The organism is Herbaspirillum sp. CAH-3, from assembly GCF_009668275.1.
In the GTDB taxonomy this organism is placed as follows: Bacteria; Pseudomonadota; Gammaproteobacteria; order Burkholderiales; family Burkholderiaceae_D; genus Herbaspirillum; species Herbaspirillum aquaticum.
In genome coordinates, this window is sequence record NZ_VSWE01000013.1 from 145,561 (window position 1) to 165,639 (window position 20,079).

Sequence of the window (20,079 nt, forward strand, 5' to 3'; positions counted from 1 at the left end):
CCAGTCCATGGCAGTGTCCAATCTCATCATCATCAATGCCGGCAATTTCGGTCGTGAAGTCCATGTCTGGGCGCGCCAGGCGATTCAGGCCGGAATGCCCTGGCGCATCAAGGGTTTCCTCGACAGTCGCAGCGCCATCCTCGACGGATTCGACTACGGTACGCCCATTCTCGCCGCACCCGAGGATTACCGGCCGCAGGCCGATGACGTTTTCCTGTGCGCAGTAGGTGATCCGCAGGGCAAGCGACACTACACGACCATGCTGGAAGCGCGCGGTGCGCAATTCACCTCGCTGATTCATCCGACGGCCTTGATCGGGCACGCGGTGCGTATCGGCACCGGCGCCATCATCTGTCCGCTCACGCAACTGTCCTGCGACATCGAACTGGGACGCCATGTCATGTTTGGCACCCTCAGTTCCGGCGCGCATGATATTCGTATCGGCGACTACAGCCAGATCTCAGGCGGGTGCCAGATCAATGGACATGCCACGCTCGGGGAAGGCGTATTCCTCGGTGCCAGTGTGACCGTACTGCCCAAGGCACGGGTGGAGGATTGGTCCTATGCCGGCGCTGGCAGTGTCATCCTCAAGCGTGTGAAGACGCGCACCAAGGTATTCGGCAACCCGGCCGTGCAGATCGGTACGGTGGACTGAGGCACCGGTTCTGCGCGAGGCACGGGCGTCTCAGGTGATGAAGCGGAAGGTGAGTTCGCCGTCACTGGTCTTCTTGGTCTTGTTGCATTGGCCCAGCGCATTGTAATGGATGGGGAACAGATCTCGCCCTGGTGTTTCCAGGCTGTCGATCTCCACATTGTCGAAGTCGCGCAGCAGGACCTTGAAGCCGTGTTCCGTGAAGCGCCAGCAATCCGGAATCGGGCCATGGATGCGCCAGTTCAGCGGCGCCGACAGCAGCACGTAACCGCCCGGCTTGAGAATGCGGCGTAGTTCGCGCATGGCGGCAAAGGGTTCCAGCGTATGCTCCAGCACATCCAGGCAGGCCACAACGTCATAAGTGGAATCGGCGATGCTGACATTCTGGCGTGTGATGTCGCCGACATGGTCGGGCCCGTAGGTATCGACGATGTCGAACGTCTCGATCTTGAAGTTGGTGAACGACTGGCGGACCAGCGAACGCTCCTGCGGACCTATCTCCAGCAGCCGGCCGCCCTCCATGTGCGACAGGCGCTGGGCGGTCTTGATGATGAACTGGTTGATGTGCTCGCGCGCCATCGGCATCGTGTCATTATCGAATTGGGATACGGTGGCCATGATTCCTTCAGGTGTGTTTCAAAAGGCGCTGTCGACTGACGGCGCGGTTACTGTCCGGGATGGGTTCAAACGCGGGTGGCGGCCAGTGCTGCCTCGGCCGCGTCCAGTTTCTTTTGCAGTTCGACCAGTCGCGTTACGCGCGAGCGTTTGTAGAGCCGGTTTTTCATGTCCTGGTCGATGCGCAGTTCAGTCTGCCATTGGCCGCGCAGCAGCGCCACGCTACTGGGATCGTCGGCGGGCTGGTAAATGATGTCGGCGAGGATCCGGTCCGGCCCGTGTGAGAAGGGGTAGGAGCCGTGCCATGTCGCCGAATGCATCAGCACCACGTCGCCTGCCTCTAGGCTGGGAGAGATCACCGGCCATCCCGCGGGCAGTACTGACGGGTCCAGTTCTCCAGTGTCAGCCAGATAGCCGAACTGCTGCGTACCCGGATAGAAAAACATGCCGCCATTGTCACGGTTCACCGGGCCCAATGCCAGGAAGGTCGAAGCCTTGTTTGGCCAACCGTAGTGATAGGGGAAATCGCTGTGGACAAAGATGTCCCCCAGCCGATATTTGTCCTTGATGACGAAGCGCTGGTTGTACAGTGCCAGGTCGGGGCCGAAGACCTGTTCCACGATATCTAGCAGCGCTGTCGACTGGTGCACGGCCTGCAAGACCGGTGGAACAGCGAGGTCGATGGAGACCGGATTGAAACGGCTCACGTTCTCGCCACCGGCCAGGTGCGCCGCGTAGAACGCATCCCACTCCTCACGCCAACGGGCCAGCTCGGGCGCCGGAATGGCCTTGCGGATGACGAACAGGCCGCTTTGGGAAAACACGTCAGGATCAAATATCTCGCTGTCCATCCTGGGCAGCAGGGCAGTGATGCCGGGTACGCCTATTTTTTTCATGTCGGTCTCGTCTTGCGTTAGCGTCTCTTTATGTCGATGATGCTGATGCGATGGCTTCGACGACCCGCTGCGCACCTTGCTCCCCCAGCCCGGGGTAGATCGGCAGGCACAGCACCTTGCGCGCGATCTCGTGCGCCTGTGGCAGGTTCTCGGGCGTGCTGCTGGGGATGTCGACGAATTTCTTCAGATCCGAGATGAGCGGATAGAAGTATCGTCGACTGAATATCTTGCAGGTCTTCAGGTGTTCGTAGAGCGCATCTCGGGACAGCTTGAAATCATCCTCGACCAGGATCGGATAATAGGAATGATTGGCCGCCGGCGAGAGATTGCCTGCCGTGACGCTGATACCGCCAATTTGCGGAAGCCGCTCATTGTAGTAGCGGGCTACTGCGCGGCGCTCTTCCAGTGCCGGTGCCAGGTGTTTGAGCTGCAACAGGCCTATTGCGGCATTGATCTCGCTCATCTTGCCGTTGATGCCGGCCTCGACCACGCTGGTTTCACTGAGGAAGCCGAAGTTCTTGAGGTTGTCGATGAGCAGCTTCATTTCAGGGGTATGGCTGACAATTGCCCCGCCCTCGAAGGTATTGAAGACCTTGGTCGCGTGAAAGCTCAAGACCGACACGTCGCCATAATTGAGGATGCTGCCACGCTCATCACGAACGCCAAAGGCATGGGCGGCGTCGTAGATCACCTTGAGCTTGTGTTTTTGCGCGATCGCTTCGATGGCGTCGACGTCGCACACGTTGCCATAGCAATGTACAGGCATGATGGCGCTGGTACGTTCGGTGATGGCTGCTTCAATAGCGGCTGGATCGATATTCATGGTGACCGGATCGATGTCGGCGAAGACCGGCGTCATGCCGTTCCAGAGCAGCGCATTGGAGGTTGCCACGAAGGAGTACGGCGTGGTGATGACTTCGCCCTCGATATGCAGTGCCTGCAGGGCGGTGATCAGCGCAATGGTGCCATTGTTGAACAGCGAGATGTGCTCCACGCCCAGATACTCGCACAGCCGTTGCTCCAGCTCCTGGTGGAAGGGCCCCGCGTTGGTGAGGATGCGCCGTTCCCAGATGCTCTGCAGATAGGGAAGCAACTCTTCCAAAGGGGGTAGATGCGGCCGCGTGACGTAGATGTTCTGGTCTGCCACAGGCTCCGCTCTGAGCTGGCTGAGCCGAGTCGGATCGCGCGAGTTCATGCTTGGCCTCTTGAAGATATGTTCAGGCAGCTGCTGTAGACGGCATCATAATGTTGCGCCTTGGAGGCCAGATCGAATCCCTCGCGTACCGCCTGTTGGCCAGCCGTGGCGAGGGCATGGCGTTTCTCGGGCGACTCGATCAACTGCACGATGGCTCGCAGCCAGGCATCGCTGGAGTGCGGTATCAAGAGGCCCGTGACATCGTGGGTGACGACCTGGTTGTAGACTGAGACGTCGCTGAACACCGAAGCAATGCCCGCGGCCGAATAGTCCAGCCATTTGATATAGCTCTTGCATTCGTTGTATTCGTCGCTGGCCAGTGGAATCAGGGCGATGTCCCAGTTCCACTCACGCAGTCGGGCAGCATAGTCGACATACTGGTGGACGAAGGTATGGAAGGTTGCCAATGGATGTCCGGCCCAGCCTTGCGGACATTCCCAGCCGACGAAGTCGAAATGCAGCCGATCGCCGTAGCGTTCTACCAGCGCGCGCAGGGCCGCATCGACCAAGGCGAAGTTGGAGGGCTGTATCGACGAGCCGAGCAGGCCAATGTTGATGCGTCCGTCTGCAGGCTGGCGCTGGGGCACAGGGCGATAGAAAAGGTCGAAGTCGATGTAGTTGGGCAGAACGTGGACCGCAGGATTGAGATCACGATATTTTGCCGCAAGGAACTCGGTGGAGACCACGACCGCCCGCGCATACTTGACCGCGTATTCGATTCCGGTCTTCCAGGCGGCACCTTGCTGGGCTTCCGGGTGATCGGCAGGAATGTCGTTGAGCAGGTCGTCGGACTCATAGATGACCGGGATAGGCGAACCGAAGACGGTTCGCAGCACATCCAGAGACATCAGTCCAGGAGTGTAGCGATGCAGCAGGATCAGGTCGGCATCGGCCAGGTAATCGCTTTGCAGCTGGCCATTCTGTATGCCCCAGACCAGCTCCCATTCATTCTTGAGATGGGCGAACGGCCGGATCAGGCGAATTTGCGGGCAGGGGCTCCAGGTCGATTCAACCGAAAAGACGACCAGCCGCTTCTTGCGTTTGGTCGGTGCGGTCGACAAGCCTTGGACGCTGTGAGGCGAATTGAAACGTTGCTGGCTGCTGGCAATGAACTCGTCCAGTTGGCGAGCTACCAGCTCGCTCCGTTCGGTCTGCGTGGCGTCATTGCTTAATGGCAGCTCCAGCAATGGGACTGCAGCCTCTGCTACTCCACGGCGCCAGGCTACGGCGAATTCGCCGCTGCGGGCCGCTTGTCCGTGGCTGAGCTGATAGCGCACCACGTTCAGGGCCGATAGCGGATTGCCTTCCACGTTGCCGGGATAGATGACGATAGGATTGCGCCCGGCCGCCAGGTGGGTATTGATCAGTTCCTGGGTCAGGCGCGGGGTGCGCTGCATGGCGCTGCCTTCTTCGGTAACGTAGGCTTCCTCGCCCCACAGGTTCAGTGCATGGCAAAGCTGATGCAGGACCAGGGCTTCTTCCGAATTGGCGGCACGGGCCGGCGCGAAGATGTAGTACGGGGAGTGAAGCCGGGCGAACAAATCTGGTCTCATACGCTACTCGGTGATTGTTTCTCTTGGTCTGGGATCGGCGCCGGTGACGGCACTGCATCATCCTGCTGGAGGCGTGGCAAGGCACGCGATGCATACCAAGTCCAATTCAGTATAGCAGCGCAGTTTCGGCGGGAATGGCCTGAATTGGCGGCAAAGAGACCGACAAATCCTCGAATGGAAGCGCGGCAGTCGTGCGGCAAAAAGCCAAATTGGCACCCATAAACCAGCCAGACCCACGGTTGTTTGCCTGTCCAAAGCCGGTAACATAAGCCGCTTTGGTGGGCCTTTGGGGAAACTGTTGCTCTGGGAGTAACATCGCCCCGGCCCCAAGTCATCTTTCGTCTGGGGGTAGAAATTGAAAGTCGTCATTCTTGCCGGCGGTCTGGGTACGCGGCTTGGGGAAGAAACCGATGTGCGTCCGAAGCCCATGGTGGAGATCGGTGGCAAGCCCATCCTCTGGCACATCATGAAGGGTTATTCGCAGCACGGCTTCAATGAATTCGTGATCCTGCTGGGTTACAAGGGCTACCTCATCAAGGAATTCTTCGCCAACTATTTCCTGCACCAGGGCGACGTCACCATCGACCTGGCCGACAACCGCGTGGAAGTCCACCGCAACAAGTCCGAGCCGTGGAAGGTGACGCTGGTGGAAACCGGCCTGTCCACCCAGACCGGCGGCCGCTTGCTGGCAGCACGGGACTACCTGAAGGAGGGCGACTTCATGCTCACCTATGGCGACGGCGTCTCCGATGTCGACGTGAGCGCCCTGGTTGCCCATCACCAGGCCAATCCGCAGGCCCTGGTGACCATGACGACGGTGCAGCCCGAGGCGCGCTTTGGCATGGTGCAGACCGATGAGGCCGGTTTCATCCGCGATTTCCGCGAGAAGCCGCCCGGTGACCTGGGCTGGATCAATGGCGGGTTCATGGTCTGCCGCCAGGGGGTGTTCGATTACCTCAAGGACGGCGATGGCACCATCTTCGAACGTGCACCGCTGGAGCAGATCGCAGGCGATGGCCGCCTCTTGAACTGGCCGCATCACGGATTCTGGAAATGCATGGACACCCTGCGCGACAAGATCCAGCTCAACCAGATGTGGGACCAGGATCAGGCACGATGGAAGACCTGGAACTGAGCCAGTGCCCCGGCGACGGGGCCTGCCCATGAACCTGCAGATCACGCCCACCGGCATCGACGGGGCGGTGCTGGTATCGAGCTTGCGGCGCGGGGATGCACGAGGCAGTTTCGCGCGCTGGTTCTGTGAAGAGGAACTGGCGCCGGTCCTGCAGGGCAGCCGCATCGTGCAGATCAACAATTCCCTGACGGCCGAGCCGGGCAGCGTGCGTGGCATGCATTTCCAGCATGCGCCGCATGCCGAGAAAAAACTGATCCGCTGCCTGGCCGGCCGCGTCTTCGACGTGGTGCTGGACTTGCGCGCGGGTTCCCCGACCTTCCTGCAATGGCGCGGTGTCGAACTGGCCGCCGGCGATGATCGCGCACTGCTGGTGCCGGAAGGCTGCGCCCACGGCTTCCAGGTGCTGGAAGCGGGCGCCTCGCTCTTGTACTTGCATACCGCCCCCTATGTGCCGCAGGCCGAAGGCGGCGTGCGCCATGATGATCCGCGCGCGGCCATCGCCTGGCCGCTGCCGCCGCAGAACCTGTCCCCGCGCGACCTCCAGCATCCCTTGCTGGCTCCCGATTTCGATGGATTACCGCTATGAAATGCCGCCACTGCCAGACCGAACTGCACGAACCCTTCATTGACCTGGGGTTCTCGCCGCCTTCCAACGCCTATCTCAGGAGCGAGGACCTGCGCCGTCCTGAAACCACCTATCCGCTCAAGGTGATGGTGTGCAGCCAGTGCTGGCTGGTGCAGACCGAGGATTACACGCACTACGACCAGCTCTTTGCCACCGACTATGCCTACTTCTCTTCCACCTCCAGCACCTGGTTGCAGCACGCGGCGCAGTATGTGGACATGATCGCGGCGCTCCTGAAACTGGGCGCACAGTCGCTGGTGGTAGAACTGGCCGCCAATGACGGCTACCTGCTGCAATACGTGCAGCAGAAGGGTATCCCTTGCCTGGGCGTGGAACCCACCACCAGCACCGCCGATGCGGCGCGTGCCAAGGGCATTTCCATCGTCGAGGAATTCTTCGGCGTGGCCCTCGGCCAGCGGCTGCGTGCCAGCCACGGTGCGGCCGACCTGATTGCGGCCAACAATGTGCTGGCCCACGTCCCCGACATCAATGATTTCGTCGGCGGCATGCGTGCTTTGCTGGCGCCGCAAGGCACGGTCACGGTGGAGTTCCCGCACCTGCTCAACCTGATCGCGCAATCGCAGTTCGACACCATCTATCACGAGCACTTTTCCTATCTGTCGCTGGTCGCCGTGCAGCGCGTGATGCAGTCCCAAGGCCTGCGCGTGTATGACGTGGAACAATTGCCGACCCACGGCGGCAGCTTGCGCATCTACGCCTGCCATGCCGACGCCGCCATCGCGACTGCGCCGGCCGTAGCAGGCATGGTGGCGCGCGAACGCGAGGCCGGGCTGGAGCGCATCGAGGGCTATGCCGGTTTCCAGGCGCGCGCCGAAGAGATCAAGCTGCAGTTGCTGTCCTTCCTGCTGGAACAAAAGCGCGCCGGCAAGAAGGTGCTGGCCTATGGCGCGGCCGCCAAGGGCAACACGCTGCTCAACTATTCGGGGGTGCACCCCGACCTGCTGCCCATGGTTGCCGATGCGGCGCCCTCCAAGCAGGACAAGTACATGCCCGGCAGCCACATTCCCATCGTCTCGCCGCAGCGCCTGCTCGATGAAAAGCCGGACGTGGTGCTGATCCTGCCCTGGAACATCAAGGATGAAGTGGCGCAGCAACTGGCCCAGGTCCGCACATGGGGTGGCCGCTTTGCCATCGCAGTGCCGCAGTTGCAGGTATGGTGAGGGTGCCGGCATGAATATCCATCTGTTGCAGTTCGCACCGTCCCAGGCTTCGGCGGCCCCCGGTTTCCTGCAAATGGTCAGCAGCGCCCCGGATGCCTGGAGCGAAGTACAGGCCATGCGCCGCTTCTTCCGTGAACAGACTATCGACAGCCAGGCCTGCTATGCCTTCGTCACTCCGGCTTTCCTCCAGCAGACCGGCCTGGACGCGGGGCGTTTGCGCCGCCTCATCGAGAGCCAACCGCAAGCCGATGCCTGGACTTTCCTGCCGCAGCCGCTGGCGGCGTGCGGCCAGGTCAACCTGCTGATGCAGGGCGAGCAGATACTTACCGGTTTTGCGGCCACTTCCCGCACCTTCTTGCAAACACTGGGACTGGGGCTGGATCCCGCGCATTTCTTGCCGCCCTGGCAGAGCAACGTGCCGCACGGCTTCATCGCGGCCAAACTGGCTTTCTGGCAAACCTGGTTTGACCTGGTCGAGCGCCTTTACCAGGTGGCCGAGCAGGAGCCGGGAGAATTGCATGCGGCCTTGCAACGCCGGGCGTCTTCCGGTGAAACCGCCAAGTCCCTGCTGGCAGCCAGCCTGGGCTCGCTGGTGCTGGGACTGGACCAGCAACTGCGGGTCTGGCATTGTCCGCTGTCCCAGATGCCGGCTGCCAAGCCGGTCGCCACATCCGATCTGGAGGCACTGGCAGGCTTGCGCAGCGCCTACGCCGCCAGTGGTGACCCCGCTGACCTGCAACGTTTCAGCCAGCGCAGCGAGCAGTTGCGTGTAGCGTCGCCGCTGCCTGCGGCAGGCGCAGCAGCGCCGCTCTCCCTGGGCGCATTGACGCTGGCGCCATCCGTTGGCGCAGCGGCGGAGGCGGCGCGCGGAGAACTGGTGTTCGGCTGCATGACGCACGTGCCGCTGCCGGTGAAGTTCCCCGACTACGTACTGCCGATCTACCTCGGCCAGGCGCAGCACGAGGGCGCACTCAATCTGCGTGACCTGGCCCCGCAGTGGGTGCCGTATCACCCGATCGTGGCCGGCATGCTGGGCAACTTTGCCCTGCGCAAGCTGATCCTGCGAGACTATCCCAACGTCAAACGCGTGGGCGTCTGCCTGTACCGCAAGTTCATTTCGCGCGAGCGCATCAGCGGCGTCCCGGCGGAAGACAACTGGATGATGGATGTGGTCTCGGACAAGGAATTTGCCCACCAGACGCTGGAGCAGATGATGGAACCCGGCGACCAGCCCTTCCTGGTCGGCAAGACCTGCGGCTTCAACGTCGCTGGCCAGAGCGCGGGTTATCTCTCCCACTACGCGGTCTCGCATCATGCCGAAGACCTGCTGCGTTTTGCGGCAGCCGCCACCGAGCTGGGTGTGTTCGGGCGCAGCGAAGCCGAGCTCTTCTTCAACGAGAAGACCTTCTTCATGGGCGGCATCGAGATGGGCGTCTTCCCGGCTGACTTCTGGCTGCGCACGGTGGAGCAGATCGAGGCCGTGACCTGGTATTGCGTGCAGCGCTACGATACGCGCCGGGAGGGCTATCAGTCCCGTGCCTGGGCATTCTGCGCCGAGCGCCTGGGCAGCTACCTGCTCTTGCGAGAGATGCGTGCGCGTTACGGCGATCCGGGCTACATGCGCTTCTTCGGGCAGCTCAACCTGATCACGCGCGGCGACCAGACCAAGTACGTACCCAGTCACTGAAGAGCATGGGCAGCACCCGGCGTCTTCAGTCGGGAAGCAGGCGGCCCTGGTCCAGCTGGTAGTGGCGGATGATCTGGTCCAGGCAGGCCAGGGCATCTTCGTCCCAATCGGGCAAGGTGATGCCGAAACGCTGCTCCAGCTTGCTGCAGTCCAGCCGCGAATTGAGCGGACGTTCGGGTGGCGTCGGGTAGGAAGAAGTGGGTACCGGCGTGATCTGATCCAGCCCCTTGAGTTTCAGCGGCACGCCGCGTGCAGCCAGTTCGCGTGCGATCAGCGTGGCATAGCCGTGCCAGGACGTGGCGCCGCGTGCGGTGAGGTGATAGGTCCCGCTGGTGGCGGCCACCTTCTCGCGTCCGCCGTCGGGGCCGGCTAGCATGCGGCAGCAGACCGCGGCAATGGTGGAGGCCCAGGTCGGCGCGCCGAACTGGTCGCCGACGATGGTATAGCTTTCCTTTTGCTGGGCCAGGCGGATGGCCGTCTTCATGAAATTGTTGCCCGCCACGTTGTAGACCCAGCTGGTGCGCAAAATCCAGTGGGCTGCGCCACTGGCGGCGATGGCCAGTTCGCCCTCGCGCTTGGTCGCCCCGTACACGTTCAGCGGATGGGTGGCCATGTCTTCCGTGTAGGCCCCCGGGTGCTGGCCATCGAACACGTAATCGGTGGAGAAATGGATCAGCGCGGCGCCCAGTCGTGCCGCCTCCTCCGCCAGCACCGCCGGTGCGTCGGCGTTGATGCGGCGTGCCAGGTCGGGTTCGGACTCGGCCTTGACCACGGCGGTGTAGGCGGCCGGATGAATGATCAGGTCGGGTTTCGCATCGCGCACCGCCGAGCGCAAGGCATCGGGATGGGCGATGTCGAGTTGCCCGCGCGCCGGGGCAATGACATCCAGCCCGGCCGGCATGGCACGCAGCCGCCGCAGGAATTCGCCCCCGACCTGGCCGCTGGCGCCGGTGAGCAGGATACGCATGGGTTTCATGGGTCTGCTTTCAGGGAGGGGAGATCATGCTGCTCGAAGACCTCGGCAGAAGCGAAAGGTGTGCCGCGCTGGTCTTTGTCCGAGAGGATGGGGGCGCCTTGCAGTTGCCAGTTGATGGCCAGCGCAGGGTCATTCCAGAGGATGCAGCGCTCATGCTCCGGTGCCCAGTAATCGGTGGTTTTGTAGAGGAATTCAGTGTCATCCTCCAGCACCGAGAACCCGTGCGCGAACCCGGGCGGGATCCATAGCTGCACTTTGTTTTCCTCAGTGAGCAAGGAGCTGAACCACTGACCGAAGGTCGGTGATCCGCGCCGGATGTCGAGAACCACATCCAACACCGCGCCGCGCACCACCCGGACCAGCTTGCCTTGCGGTTGCCGGATCTGGTAGTGCAGGCCACGCAGTACGCCGCGCGCGGAGCGTGAATGATTGTCCTGAACGAATTGCGCGGCGATGCCAATGTGCTCCTGGAAAGCGCGCTGGTTGAAACTTTCGTAGAAAAAACCGCGGCTGTCGCCGAATACGCGGGGCGTGATCACCAATACGCCGGGCAGGGGAGTGTGTTCAATCTGCATGAGTCGGGAGGCAATAGGCCGGGCTGTTCATGACGTCATCCAGTTCAGTAGCGCAGGTCAGTGAGCAACTGCAACAGATATTGTCCATAGGCATTTTTCTTCAGCGGGGCGGCCAGGCGCTCCAGCTGGGCCGCGTCGATATAGCCGCGCCGATAGGCGATTTCTTCCGGGCAGGCGATCTTGAGTCCTTGCCGTTTTTCGATGGTGGCGATGAACTGCCCGGCATCGAGCAGGGACTCGTGCGTTCCCGTGTCCAGCCATGCGATGCCGCGCCCCATCAGTTCCACCTGCAGCTGGCCACGCTCCAGGTAGGCGCGGTTGACATCGGTGATCTCCAGTTCCCCCCGTGCCGAAGGCTTGATCCCGGCGGCGATGTCGATGACCTGGTTGTCGTAGAAGTACAGACCGGTCACGGCGTAATTGGAGGCAGGTTTGAGCGGTTTCTCTTCAATGCCGATCACGCGGCGCTGGTGGTCGAACTCGACCACGCCATAGCGCTCGGGGTCTTGCACGTGATAGGCGAAAATGGTGGCGCCAACGACGCGCGCATTGGCCGCGCGCATGGGCGCTTCGAGGTCGCGCCCGTAGAAGATGTTGTCGCCCAGGATCAATGCCGAGGGCGCGTTGCCGATGAACTCGCGCCCGATCAGGAAGGCTTGCGCCAGGCCATCCGGCGAGGGTTGTACGGCGTAGCCGATATTGAGCCCCCATTGATGGCCGTCGCCCAGCAATTCTGCAAAGCGCGGCGTGTCCTGCGGAGTGGAGATCAGCAGGATATCGCGGATGCCCGCCAGCATCAGGCTCGACAGCGGGTAATACACCATCGGCTTGTCGTAGACCGGCAGGAGCTGCTTGGATACCACCGTGGTAGCGGGATATAGCCGTGTGCCGGAACCGCCGGCCAGGATGATCCCCTTGCGCGCTTGAGCGGGCGTCGCCTCTGTCATAACAGTGCTCCCGGTCGATGTTCACCATATTGTTGCTGCAGCCAGTTGAGATAGGCGCCGGAACGGACCTGTGCGACCCAGTCGCCGTTGGCCAGATACCACTTTACAGTTTTGCGGATGCCGCTCTGGAAGGTCTCGGCGGGCTTCCAGCCGAGCTCGCGTTCGAGTTTGCGCGCATCGATAGCGTAGCGCCGGTCGTGCCCGGGGCGATCCTTCACGAAAGTGATCAGGTCGCGATAGCTGCCCTGCGCGCGCGGTTGCAGCTCATCGAGCGTATCGCACAGGGTATGTACCACGTGCAGGTTGGCCTGTTCATTCCATCCGCCGATGTTGTAGGTTTGCCCGGCCTGGCCGCGTGCCAGCACCGTGCGGATGGCCGCGCAATGGTCGCTGACGTAGAGCCAGTCGCGGATCTGCTGGCCGTCGCCATAGATGGGTAGCGGCTTGCCGGACAAGGCATTGGAGATCACCAGCGGGATGAGCTTCTCCGGAAAATGGTACGGACCGTAGTTGTTGGAACAGTTGGTCGTCAGGGTGGGCAGGCCGTAGGTATGGTGGTAGGCCCGCACCAGATGATCGGAGGCTGCCTTGGAGGCCGAGTACGGACTGTTGGGTGCATAGGGCGTGGTTTCGGAGAACGGCGGATCCGCGGGTTCCAGGCTGCCATAGACTTCGTCGGTCGAGACATGCAGGAAGCGGAAGTCGGCCTGTTCCTGCTGCGGCAGTGCCTGCCAATAACGTAGCGATTTGTTGAGCAGGTTGAACGTGCCGTTGACGTTGGTACGGATGAATTCGTCGGGACTGTGGATCGAGCGGTCCACGTGGCTTTCCGCTGCGAAGTGCAGGATGGCACGTGGACGGTAGCGGGACAGCAGCGCGCTCATCCCCGGCTCGTCGCAGATGTCGGACTGCACGAAGGCATAGCGCGGATCGTCGGCCACTGAACTCAGGTTGTAGGGATTGCCTGCATAGGTCAGCTTGTCGATGTTGAGCACCGGCTCGGCGTTGGGGTCGCCCAGCCAGTCGAGTATGAAGTTGCTGCCGATGAAGCCGGCACCGCCGGTGACAAAGATCATGAAAGAGCCTCGTTCAGGTCACGACTTGAACCCATTGGGATTGCCCTGCTGCCAGCGCCACGAATCGGCACACATGGCATCAAGCCCCAGCTTGGCTTCCCAGCCCAGCTTGCGGCGTGCTTCGGCCGGATCGGCATAGCAGGAAGCGATGTCACCCGGACGGCGTGCAGCGATGGTGTAGGGGATGGGTTTGCCGCAGGCTTTTTCATAGGCCTTCACTACGTCCAGCACGCTGTAGCCATTGCCGGTGCCGAGATTGACCGCGAAGCATTGCGGTTCGGTCAGCGCCTGCAAGGCCGCCAGGTGGCCGGTGGCCAGGTCGACCACGTGGATGAAATCGCGCACGCCGGTGCCGTCCGGGGTCGGATAATCACCTCCCCAGATGCTCAGTTTCTCGCGCCGGCCCACGGCCACCTGCGCCACATAGGGCATCAGGTTGTTGGGGATGCCGCCCGGGTCTTCGCCGATCAGGCCGCTCTCGTGCGCGCCCACCGGGTTGAAGTAGCGCAGCAGGGCGATCTTCCAGTCGGGATGGGCGCGGTGGTAGTCGCGCAGCATGTCCTCGATGACGATCTTGCTGCGGCCATACGGATTGCTGGCCGACAGCGGATGGGATTCGGTCAGCGGCAGGTATTGCGGATCGCCATACACCGTGGCCGAGGACGAAAAAACGATGGTCTTCACGCCCGTGGCCTCCATCGCCTCCAGCAGGCGCACCGTGCCGACCACATTGTTGTCGTAGTACATCAGCGGCTGTTCCACCGACTCGCCCACTGCCTTGAGGCCGGCAAAGTGGATGACGGCCTCGCACTTGAATTCGCGCAGCACGCTTTCCAGCTGCTCGCGGTTGCGGATGTCACCCTTGACCAGCGAGAGCGGACGCCCGGCAATCTTCTGGACCCGCGCAACCGACTCCGGGCTGCTGTTGCAGAAATTGTCGAAGACGATGACTTCATGGCCGGCCTTGAGCAGTTCCACGCAAGTATGGGAACCAATATAGCCGGCACCGCCGGTGACAAGAATATTCATGTGAGCTTCGCTTGTTAAGTTGGCAACGTGACGATTATGTCAGAGTCTGCGCGGTCCCTCATTGTTGTTTGATCTGGTCGCGGGATCCGGAGCACCTGAGATTAGAACATGCGAAGGGCGAGGTGCAAGCATGAAACAGCCGGGATTTTTCTTCATTTGCCCCGTTTGCGGCAGGGCGCGTTCGCCAGCGAAAAGGCCGTCGCCCGCACGAAGCGGGCGACGGCCCTTGCCGCCAGGGGCGGGGAGCAAGCAGGCAGGCTTACTTGGTGGCGGCGACGGCTTCCAGGATCACCTTGGCGACGTCGGCCGGACGCGATTGCTGCGGCACGTGGCTGGCGGCCAGCTCGGTGGTCTTGGCGTTGATCTGCTTGGCGAAGCTGCGTTCCAGCGCGGGCTGGATCATGCGGTCCTGGGTGCTGACGATGTACCAGCTCGGACGGGTCTTCCAGGCTGCGGTCTCGACCTTGTCGCCGAAGGCCTTCATGGCGATCGGGCCCTGGGTGGCGGCCATCACGGCAGCCTGCTTGGCCGGCACGTCCTGGGCGAAGTCAGCAGCCAGTGCGGCCGGCGGCAGGCTGGCGAAGCCGGCCTTGTCCACCGACAGCTTGGCGATGCCCGGGGGCACGGGCAGGTCGCGGCCCAGGTCGCCCGTTGCCTGGCCGGCGTCCGGTGCGAAGGCGGCGACGTAGACCAGGCTGGCGACCTTCTCATGGTTGCCGGCTTCGGTGATCACGGTGCCGCCCCAGGAGTGACCCACCAGCACGACCTTGCCGGGCTGGTTGTCGATGGCGCGCTTGGCGGCAGCGACGTCGTCGGCCAGCGAGGTCAGCGGGTTCTGCACGGCGGTGACCTTGATGCCCTTGGCCTGCAGCAGCGGGATGACCTTGGCCCAGTCCGAACCATCGGCGAAGGCGCCGTGGACGATCACGACGGAGGGCTTTTCGGTCGCGTCGGCGGCCATGGCATTGCTGCCGGTGAAGGCGGCGGCGATGGCCAGCATGCCGAGGCCGGTCTTGAGGCTGAAGCGGGTGGAAGCGCTTTTCATGGTGTTCTCCTGTTCAAATAAGAAGGTGTGTCGGGGTGGTGTGTTGCAGTGAGGCCAGTATAGGAACGCCCTTGCGGCCCCGGTATCGGTCAATTGACCGACCCCGGTCGGCCGTGACGATGAGGCGCTGCGATTGTGGCCGCTCACCGCCGGCCTGCCCATTAACCGAAGAGTTGATTGCAGGAGTCTCGCGCTTGCCGCTACAGTGTCGGGATGCTTCCCGACGCCAACCCGATTTCCCCTTCCTCTTCGCCTTCCCCCGCCATCGTGGACGCGCCGCCGATGATCGCCGCCGGCACCGCCGTGCAGGTGCTGGCGCTGGTCGGTGATCTCAGCATGGGCCAGCCTCCCGACCAGTCGCGGCGTACAGCGGCGCTGGCCGCCCGGGTGGCGCAACTGGAGGGCGCCCCGCCCGAACTGGTGGAGCAGGCCCAGCTGGTCTCCTGGCTGCGCTGGTCCGGCTGCACCGCCAATGCGGCCGGCTTTGCCGGTCTGCTCGGGGATGACGTGGGCGGGCGCGAAGCCATGCTGCGCGATGGCTTGCCCGCCGACCATCCGCTGAACTTCACCACCATTGCGCCGCTGGCGCGCATCCATTGCGAAGTGGCGGGGGAGGTGGCCAGCCTGCTGGGTTTGCCGGCGGGCGTGGAGGCCGGCTTGCGCCATGTCTGGGAGCATCATGACGGCAGCGGTGCGCCCCAGCAGTTGCGCGGATCTGCCGTGCCGACTGCGGTCCTCTACACGAGCCTGGCGGGTGACCTGGAGATCTATGCGCGCACGCATGGGGTGCAGGCTGCCCTGAGCGTGGTGCGCCGCTTCGGCGGCATCAAATACCCCACCGACCTGGCGGAGCGCGTGGCCGAGCATGCGCCGTCCTGGCTGGCGTCGCTGGACCACGATGACAGCGCGCGCGATCCATCGGGGGACTTGCCAGTGCATCTGGTACCCCTGCGCATCGTGGCCGAACTCATCGAACTGAAGCTGCCCTGGCTGACCGGCTATTCGCGCCGGGTCAGCGAATTGGCCGCGCAGGCCGCCGCGCTGGCTGGATTGCCTTCCGAGCAACAGCAAAGGCTGGTTCGGGCCGCCCTGGTCCACGGCATCGGCCGCGCCGCCGTCCCCAATACCATCTGGGAGCGCGCGGGCCGTCCCAGCCAGGCTGACTGGGAACGCATCCGCCTGGCCCCTTACTGGACCTCGCGGGCCGGAGCGCTGGTGCCGGCCGTGCGTGAGGACACCGGCCTGGCTTCGCAACTCTATGAGCGACTCGACGGCAGCGGCTACTTCCGTGGGCTCGACAGCGACACGCTGGGCCTGCCTGCCCGCTTGCTGGCGGTCGCGGCGGCCCATGCCGCCCTGTGCGCGCCGCGTCCGTGGCGGTCCGCGCGTGCACCGGCTGCCGTGGCCGAGATGCTGGAGGGGGAAGTGCAGGGCGGCCGCATGGACGCGGATGCCGTGCGCTGGGTCCTGGCCGCCGCTGCAGGGGATACGTCCCCGCAGTCTTCCCGCAAGGGGCTGCTGTCGGAGCGCGAGTGCGAGGTGCTGCGCCGCATCAGCCTGGGCGAAAGCAACAAGGAGGCCGCCCGCGCGCTGCAGATCAGTCCCTCGACCGTGCGTACCCACGTCGAGAGCATCTTCCGCAAACTGCACTGCTCCACGCGGGCTGCGGCCACGCTCAAGGGCTTGCACCTGGGGTTGATCTGATGCCGTATTTTTACGGCATCAACGGTCCGACCACTGCACCGGTCCGGTGAGCGGGCTCACTTTTTTGCGGACCCACGCTGTGCTGCAACATGCCACCCTGAAAGCGAGCCCGGTCGTCCGACCTCTGCCGATTTCCTGACAAAATGTCAGCGCCTTGCGTAAACGTTTGCGAGCGCCAGGGGAATTTCCGTAAATCATTGAATTTGCGGGATATTTCTCTGGCGTCGCCGGGCGTTTTTGATTAAATTGAGCGCTGTTTCAAAAACCGGCGCGATTTTCCGGCTTTTGGGCGTGCATTTCCGCAAATTCACTGCGAGATGCATAAATCTGAACAAAGGGACAAGAAGGGGAGATCCCTCGGGAGCAAAAAGCGGGCAGCGTGCAAAAGACGTGCAACGACGTTTTTGTGTTGCACTGCAAAAAATCCAAGTGGCTGCTTATTTGCCACAACTCGCCGCGAAGTGCCCCAGATAAGCCCTTGATCTGGCTGCAAAAGGTTTGACTTACCGGAAAACGAACCTTTATAATCGCCGGGCTTTTAAGCTGCCGTCTGCTCGTAAAGGGTGCGGCGCATGCACGATATTGGATAGATATGCTGCGCATCATTCTCTTGCAGCTCCTCACCACGGTCATCGCTGCCCTGGTGGCGGGGATGCTGGGCGGACTTCCGGCGCTTTGGTCCGCATTGTTGGGAGGCGTCTGCTGTGTCGTTCCCAATGCCCTGTTTGCACTGCGACTTCATGTCAGTGCGCAGAAACCCGGTGGTACCAACCCGATGACGTTTTTCTTCGGGGAATTTATCAAGATTGCTACGACTTTTGCGCTCATGGGCGCGATCGTTTGGTTGTACCACGGTGTTCACTGGCTCGCATTTGTGCTGAGCTTCATCGTGGTGCTTAAGAGTTATTTCATTTTACTGTTTAGACACCGACCATGACCGTAGAAGCCGCAGAGCACGCGCCGACAGCCTCTGAATATATTGTCCACCACCTCGGACACCTCTCCACGCATCACCAGACCAAGATCGTCGATTTCTCCATCCTGAACGTGGATACCATCTTCTGGTCCGTGTTCTGTGGCGTGATCGCCTGCTTCTTCATGTTCCTGGCCGCCCGCAAGGCGACCTCGGGCGTGCCGGGCCGCTTCCAGGCCTTCGTCGAAATGGTCGTGGAAATGGTCGAAGACCAGTCCAAGGCCATCGTCCACGGTGACCGTACCTTCATCGCCCCGGTGGCCCTGACCGTGTTCGTCTGGGTGGCCCTGATGAACTCGCTGGACTTCCTGCCGGTGGACCTGGCCTCCGGCATCCTGGGCCTGTTCGGCCTGGGTGAAATGCATCACCGCATCGTTCCCACCGCCGACCTCAACGGCACCCTGGGCATCGCCCTGGGCGTGCTGGCCCTGATGCTGTACTACAGCGTCAAGATCAAGGGCGCGGGCGGTTTCGTGCATGAACTGTTTGCAGCACCCTTCGGCATCTGGCTGGCTCCGTTCAACCTGCTGCTGAACATCATCGAATTCGCCGCCAAGACCGTGTCCCTGGGCATGCGACTGTTCGGCAACATGTATGCAGGCGAACTGTTGTTCCTGCTGATCGCATTGCTGGGATCGACCGCGACCGCATTCGGCTTCATCGGCCATGTGATCGCCGGTTCTATCTGGGCAATTTTCCACATCCTGATCGTGTTGCTCCAAGCATTCATCTTCATGATGTTGACACTGGTTTACCTGGGCCAGGCGCACGAAGCGCACTAACACAAGGCTTGCAGTACCTGTTTTTCAGTTTGTTTTTTGGTTTTGTATTTAATTTAACTTTTCTTAAGGAATTGTCATGACTGATGTCTCTTTCGTTGCTCTGGCTTGCGGTTTGATCATTGGCCTGGGTGCTATCGGCGCTTGTATCGGTATCGCGATCATGGGCGGTAAGTACCTCGAAGCATCCGCACGTCAGCCTGAACTGATGAACACCCTGCAAACCAAGATGTTCCTGCTGGCTGGCCTGATCGACGCGGCCTTCCTGATCGGCGTTGGTATCGCCATGCTGTTCGCATTCGCAAATCCGTTCATCGCCAAGTAATTCGCGCTTCATAGCCGATTCTCATCTGCCGGACGATTGGTTCCGGCACTCGTTATTCTGAGAAGGAAATTACCGTGAACTTAAATGCAACATTGATTGCACAGTTCGTGGTCTTCTTCATCCTCGCCGGCTTCACGATGAAATTCGTGTGGCCGCCGTTGATTAAGGCGCTCGATGAACGCGCCAAGAAGATTGCGGACGGGCTGGCAGCCGCTGACCGCGGTAAGGCCGATCTGGCCGCCGCCGAAAAGCGTATCCAGGGCGAACTGGCATCGGCACGTGATGAAGGCCAGAAGCGCATCGGCGAAGCCGAAAAGCGCGCTCAGCTGATCATCGAAGAAGCCAAGAAGACGGCCGCTGAAGAAGCTGCCCGCATCATCGCCAACGCCAAGGCTGACGCTCAACAGCAAGTGAACCAGGCGCGTGAAGAACTGCGCGGCCAGGTTGCAACGCTCGCCGTCAAGGGCGCGGAACAGATCCTCAAGCGCGAAGTGAATGCGGCTGCTCACGCCGACTTGCTGAATCAACTGAAGACAGAGCTGTAATATGGCCGAACTCGCAACGATCGCTCGTCCTTACGCCGAAGCCTTGTTCCGTGTGGCCAAGGCAGGCAGCCTGGCAGCCTGGTCCGATCTCGTCGACGAGATGGCCCAGGTGGCGGCGCATCCCGAGGTGCAGGCCCTGGCGCAGAACCCTTCCGTATCGCATGACAAGCTGGCAGAAGTGTTTGCCGCTGCCCTGAAGACCCCGCTGTCGGTCGAGGCGACCAATTTCGTCAAGACGCTGGTTGACAACGGCCGCCTGGTCCTGCTGCCGCAGATCGCCGAACAGTTCCACGTGCTCAAGAACACGGCGGAAGGTTCGGCCGATGCCAACATCGTGAGCGCCTTCGAGCTCAGCGATGCCCAGGTCAAGGATGTGGTCTCGGCACTGGAGAAGAAGTTCGGCCGCAAGCTGAACCCCTCCGTGACGGTCGACAGCAGCCTCATTGGCGGTGTGCGCGTCGTGGTCGGCGACGAAGTGTTCGATACCTCCGTGCGCGCGAAGCTGCAGCAGCTGCAAGCTGCTCTGGCCGCGTAAGTGCCTCTGGCTGGCTAAGCGAAAGAACAAT

At 62.0% G+C, this 20,079-nt stretch carries 21 protein-coding genes; 11 read left to right on the forward strand and 10 right to left on the reverse strand.

Annotation, left to right across the window (positions count from 1 at the left end; all coding sequences use genetic code 11):
• Positions 1-7 precede the first annotated feature (7 nt).
• On the forward strand, positions 8-655 hold the full coding sequence (locus FYB76_RS17780) for a transferase (RefSeq protein WP_154134484.1): 648 nt from the start codon (positions 8-10) through the stop codon (positions 653-655).
• 30 nt (positions 656-685) lie between these two features.
• On the opposite strand, the gene FYB76_RS17785 is transcribed toward FYB76_RS17780, so the two are convergent.
• The 4 genes from FYB76_RS17785 to FYB76_RS17800 form a co-directional block, all read right to left on the reverse strand.
• Entirely contained in the window at positions 686-1,270 is a 585-nt protein-coding gene (locus FYB76_RS17785) for a class I SAM-dependent methyltransferase (protein ID WP_154134485.1), read from the reverse strand.
• A 65-nt stretch (positions 1,271-1,335) separates the two neighbouring features.
• Positions 1,336-2,163, reverse strand: a complete 828-nt coding sequence (locus FYB76_RS17790) for a phytanoyl-CoA dioxygenase family protein (RefSeq protein ID WP_154134486.1) — start codon at positions 2,161-2,163, stop codon at positions 1,336-1,338.
• Between the two features lie 28 nt (positions 2,164-2,191).
• Positions 2,192-3,358 carry a DegT/DnrJ/EryC1/StrS aminotransferase family protein gene (locus FYB76_RS17795; RefSeq protein ID WP_154134487.1) on the reverse strand — a complete coding sequence of 389 codons (1,167 nt, stop codon included), beginning with the start codon at positions 3,356-3,358 and terminating at the stop codon, positions 2,192-2,194.
• Positions 3,355-4,911 (reverse strand): glycosyltransferase family 4 protein, encoded by a 1,557-nt coding sequence (locus FYB76_RS17800; protein ID WP_229297013.1) that lies wholly within the window; start codon positions 4,909-4,911, stop codon positions 3,355-3,357. Before FYB76_RS17800 ends, FYB76_RS17795 begins: the two co-directional genes overlap by 4 nt.
• A gap of 355 nt (positions 4,912-5,266) precedes the next feature.
• Between FYB76_RS17800 and rfbF the strand changes: the two genes are divergently transcribed.
• Genes rfbF through FYB76_RS17820 form a run of 4 tightly spaced genes read left to right on the forward strand, consistent with a single transcriptional unit; the run spans position 5,267 to position 9,539 of the window.
• Positions 5,267-6,046, forward strand: coding sequence for a glucose-1-phosphate cytidylyltransferase (rfbF, locus tag FYB76_RS17805; RefSeq protein ID WP_154134488.1), 780 nt, complete (start codon positions 5,267-5,269; stop codon positions 6,044-6,046).
• A gap of 28 nt (positions 6,047-6,074) precedes the next feature.
• On the forward strand, positions 6,075-6,632 hold the full coding sequence (locus tag FYB76_RS17810; RefSeq protein ID WP_154134489.1) for a dTDP-4-dehydrorhamnose 3,5-epimerase family protein: 558 nt from the start codon (positions 6,075-6,077) through the stop codon (positions 6,630-6,632).
• Positions 6,629-7,852 (forward strand): class I SAM-dependent methyltransferase, encoded by a 1,224-nt coding sequence (locus tag FYB76_RS17815; protein ID WP_154134490.1) that lies wholly within the window; start codon positions 6,629-6,631, stop codon positions 7,850-7,852. The genes FYB76_RS17810 and FYB76_RS17815 overlap by 4 nt, the downstream gene beginning before the upstream one ends.
• A 10-nt stretch (positions 7,853-7,862) precedes the next feature.
• A complete protein-coding gene (locus FYB76_RS17820; protein WP_154134491.1) occupies positions 7,863-9,539 on the forward strand; it encodes a hypothetical protein in 1,677 nt (558 codons plus the stop codon).
• 25 nt (positions 9,540-9,564) lie between these two features.
• Here FYB76_RS17820 and rfbD read toward each other — a convergent pair whose 3' ends face one another.
• From rfbD to FYB76_RS17850, 6 genes are all read right to left on the reverse strand, one after another.
• Positions 9,565-10,515 (reverse strand): dTDP-4-dehydrorhamnose reductase, encoded by a 951-nt coding sequence (gene rfbD, locus FYB76_RS17825; RefSeq protein WP_154134492.1) that lies wholly within the window; start codon positions 10,513-10,515, stop codon positions 9,565-9,567.
• Positions 10,512-11,090 carry a dTDP-4-dehydrorhamnose 3,5-epimerase gene (gene rfbC, locus FYB76_RS17830; RefSeq protein WP_154134493.1) on the reverse strand — a complete coding sequence of 193 codons (579 nt, stop codon included), beginning with the start codon at positions 11,088-11,090 and terminating at the stop codon, positions 10,512-10,514. Before rfbC ends, rfbD begins: the two co-directional genes overlap by 4 nt.
• A 44-nt stretch (positions 11,091-11,134) precedes the next feature.
• Positions 11,135-12,037 carry a glucose-1-phosphate thymidylyltransferase RfbA gene (gene rfbA / locus FYB76_RS17835; RefSeq protein WP_154134494.1) on the reverse strand — a complete coding sequence of 301 codons (903 nt, stop codon included), beginning with the start codon at positions 12,035-12,037 and terminating at the stop codon, positions 11,135-11,137.
• The gene (gene rfbB, locus FYB76_RS17840) at positions 12,034-13,113 is read right to left on the reverse strand and encodes a dTDP-glucose 4,6-dehydratase (protein WP_154134495.1); all 1,080 of its coding nucleotides are present in this window, start codon (positions 13,111-13,113) and stop codon (positions 12,034-12,036) included. Before rfbB ends, rfbA begins: the two co-directional genes overlap by 4 nt.
• A gap of 18 nt (positions 13,114-13,131) precedes the next feature.
• Positions 13,132-14,142, reverse strand: a complete 1,011-nt coding sequence (gene galE / locus FYB76_RS17845; protein WP_088755150.1) for a UDP-glucose 4-epimerase GalE — start codon at positions 14,140-14,142, stop codon at positions 13,132-13,134.
• 259 nt (positions 14,143-14,401) lie between these two features.
• A complete protein-coding gene (locus FYB76_RS17850; RefSeq protein WP_154134496.1) occupies positions 14,402-15,187 on the reverse strand; it encodes an alpha/beta fold hydrolase in 786 nt (261 codons plus the stop codon).
• A 213-nt stretch (positions 15,188-15,400) separates the two neighbouring features.
• Between FYB76_RS17850 and FYB76_RS17855 the strand changes: the two genes are divergently transcribed.
• The 6 genes from FYB76_RS17855 to FYB76_RS17880 all read left to right on the forward strand — a co-directional run bounded on the left by FYB76_RS17855 (position 15,401) and on the right by FYB76_RS17880 (position 20,048).
• Positions 15,401-16,891, forward strand: coding sequence for an HD domain-containing phosphohydrolase (locus FYB76_RS17855; RefSeq protein ID WP_154134497.1), 1,491 nt, complete (start codon positions 15,401-15,403; stop codon positions 16,889-16,891).
• Between the two features lie 592 nt (positions 16,892-17,483).
• Positions 17,484-17,828, forward strand: a complete 345-nt coding sequence (locus tag FYB76_RS17860; protein WP_088755147.1) for an ATP synthase subunit I — start codon at positions 17,484-17,486, stop codon at positions 17,826-17,828.
• Entirely contained in the window at positions 17,825-18,646 is an 822-nt protein-coding gene (atpB, locus tag FYB76_RS17865) for a F0F1 ATP synthase subunit A (protein ID WP_088755146.1), read from the forward strand. Before FYB76_RS17860 ends, atpB begins: the two co-directional genes overlap by 4 nt.
• Positions 18,647-18,722: 76 nt before the next feature.
• Positions 18,723-18,968 carry a F0F1 ATP synthase subunit C gene (atpE, locus tag FYB76_RS17870; protein WP_006461334.1) on the forward strand — a complete coding sequence of 82 codons (246 nt, stop codon included), beginning with the start codon at positions 18,723-18,725 and terminating at the stop codon, positions 18,966-18,968.
• Between the two features lie 74 nt (positions 18,969-19,042).
• Positions 19,043-19,513, forward strand: a complete 471-nt coding sequence (locus FYB76_RS17875) for a F0F1 ATP synthase subunit B (RefSeq protein ID WP_075255747.1) — start codon at positions 19,043-19,045, stop codon at positions 19,511-19,513.
• Position 19,514: 1 nt separating this feature from the next.
• Positions 19,515-20,048, forward strand: coding sequence for a F0F1 ATP synthase subunit delta (locus tag FYB76_RS17880; RefSeq protein ID WP_088755145.1), 534 nt, complete (start codon positions 19,515-19,517; stop codon positions 20,046-20,048).
• Positions 20,049-20,079 lie beyond the last annotated feature (31 nt).

Coding starts and splice junctions, on each gene's coding strand:
- atpE (WP_006461334.1), top strand. CDS start 18,723: ATGACTGATGTCTCTTTCGTTGCTCTGGCTTGCGGTTTGATCATTGGC.
- galE (WP_088755150.1), bottom strand. CDS start 14,142: ATGAATATTCTTGTCACCGGCGGTGCCGGCTATATTGGTTCCCATACT.
- FYB76_RS17815 (WP_154134490.1), top strand. CDS start 6,629: ATGAAATGCCGCCACTGCCAGACCGAACTGCACGAACCCTTCATTGAC.
- FYB76_RS17820 (WP_154134491.1), top strand. CDS start 7,863: ATGAATATCCATCTGTTGCAGTTCGCACCGTCCCAGGCTTCGGCGGCC.
- FYB76_RS17780 (WP_154134484.1), top strand. CDS start 8: ATGGCAGTGTCCAATCTCATCATCATCAATGCCGGCAATTTCGGTCGT.
- FYB76_RS17795 (WP_154134487.1), bottom strand. CDS start 3,358: ATGAACTCGCGCGATCCGACTCGGCTCAGCCAGCTCAGAGCGGAGCCT.
- FYB76_RS17790 (WP_154134486.1), bottom strand. CDS start 2,163: ATGAAAAAAATAGGCGTACCCGGCATCACTGCCCTGCTGCCCAGGATG.
- FYB76_RS17850 (WP_154134496.1), bottom strand. CDS start 15,187: ATGAAAAGCGCTTCCACCCGCTTCAGCCTCAAGACCGGCCTCGGCATG.
- FYB76_RS17880 (WP_088755145.1), top strand. CDS start 19,515: ATGGCCGAACTCGCAACGATCGCTCGTCCTTACGCCGAAGCCTTGTTC.
- FYB76_RS17810 (WP_154134489.1), top strand. CDS start 6,075: ATGAACCTGCAGATCACGCCCACCGGCATCGACGGGGCGGTGCTGGTA.
- FYB76_RS17855 (WP_154134497.1), top strand. CDS start 15,401: ATGCTTCCCGACGCCAACCCGATTTCCCCTTCCTCTTCGCCTTCCCCC.
- atpB (WP_088755146.1), top strand. CDS start 17,825: ATGACCGTAGAAGCCGCAGAGCACGCGCCGACAGCCTCTGAATATATT.
- rfbA (WP_154134494.1), bottom strand. CDS start 12,037: ATGACAGAGGCGACGCCCGCTCAAGCGCGCAAGGGGATCATCCTGGCC.
- FYB76_RS17860 (WP_088755147.1), top strand. CDS start 17,484: ATGCTGCGCATCATTCTCTTGCAGCTCCTCACCACGGTCATCGCTGCC.
- rfbD (WP_154134492.1), bottom strand. CDS start 10,515: ATGAAACCCATGCGTATCCTGCTCACCGGCGCCAGCGGCCAGGTCGGG.
- rfbB (WP_154134495.1), bottom strand. CDS start 13,113: ATGATCTTTGTCACCGGCGGTGCCGGCTTCATCGGCAGCAACTTCATA.
- rfbC (WP_154134493.1), bottom strand. CDS start 11,090: ATGCAGATTGAACACACTCCCCTGCCCGGCGTATTGGTGATCACGCCC.
- FYB76_RS17800 (WP_229297013.1), bottom strand. CDS start 4,911: ATGAGACCAGATTTGTTCGCCCGGCTTCACTCCCCGTACTACATCTTC.
- FYB76_RS17785 (WP_154134485.1), bottom strand. CDS start 1,270: ATGGCCACCGTATCCCAATTCGATAATGACACGATGCCGATGGCGCGC.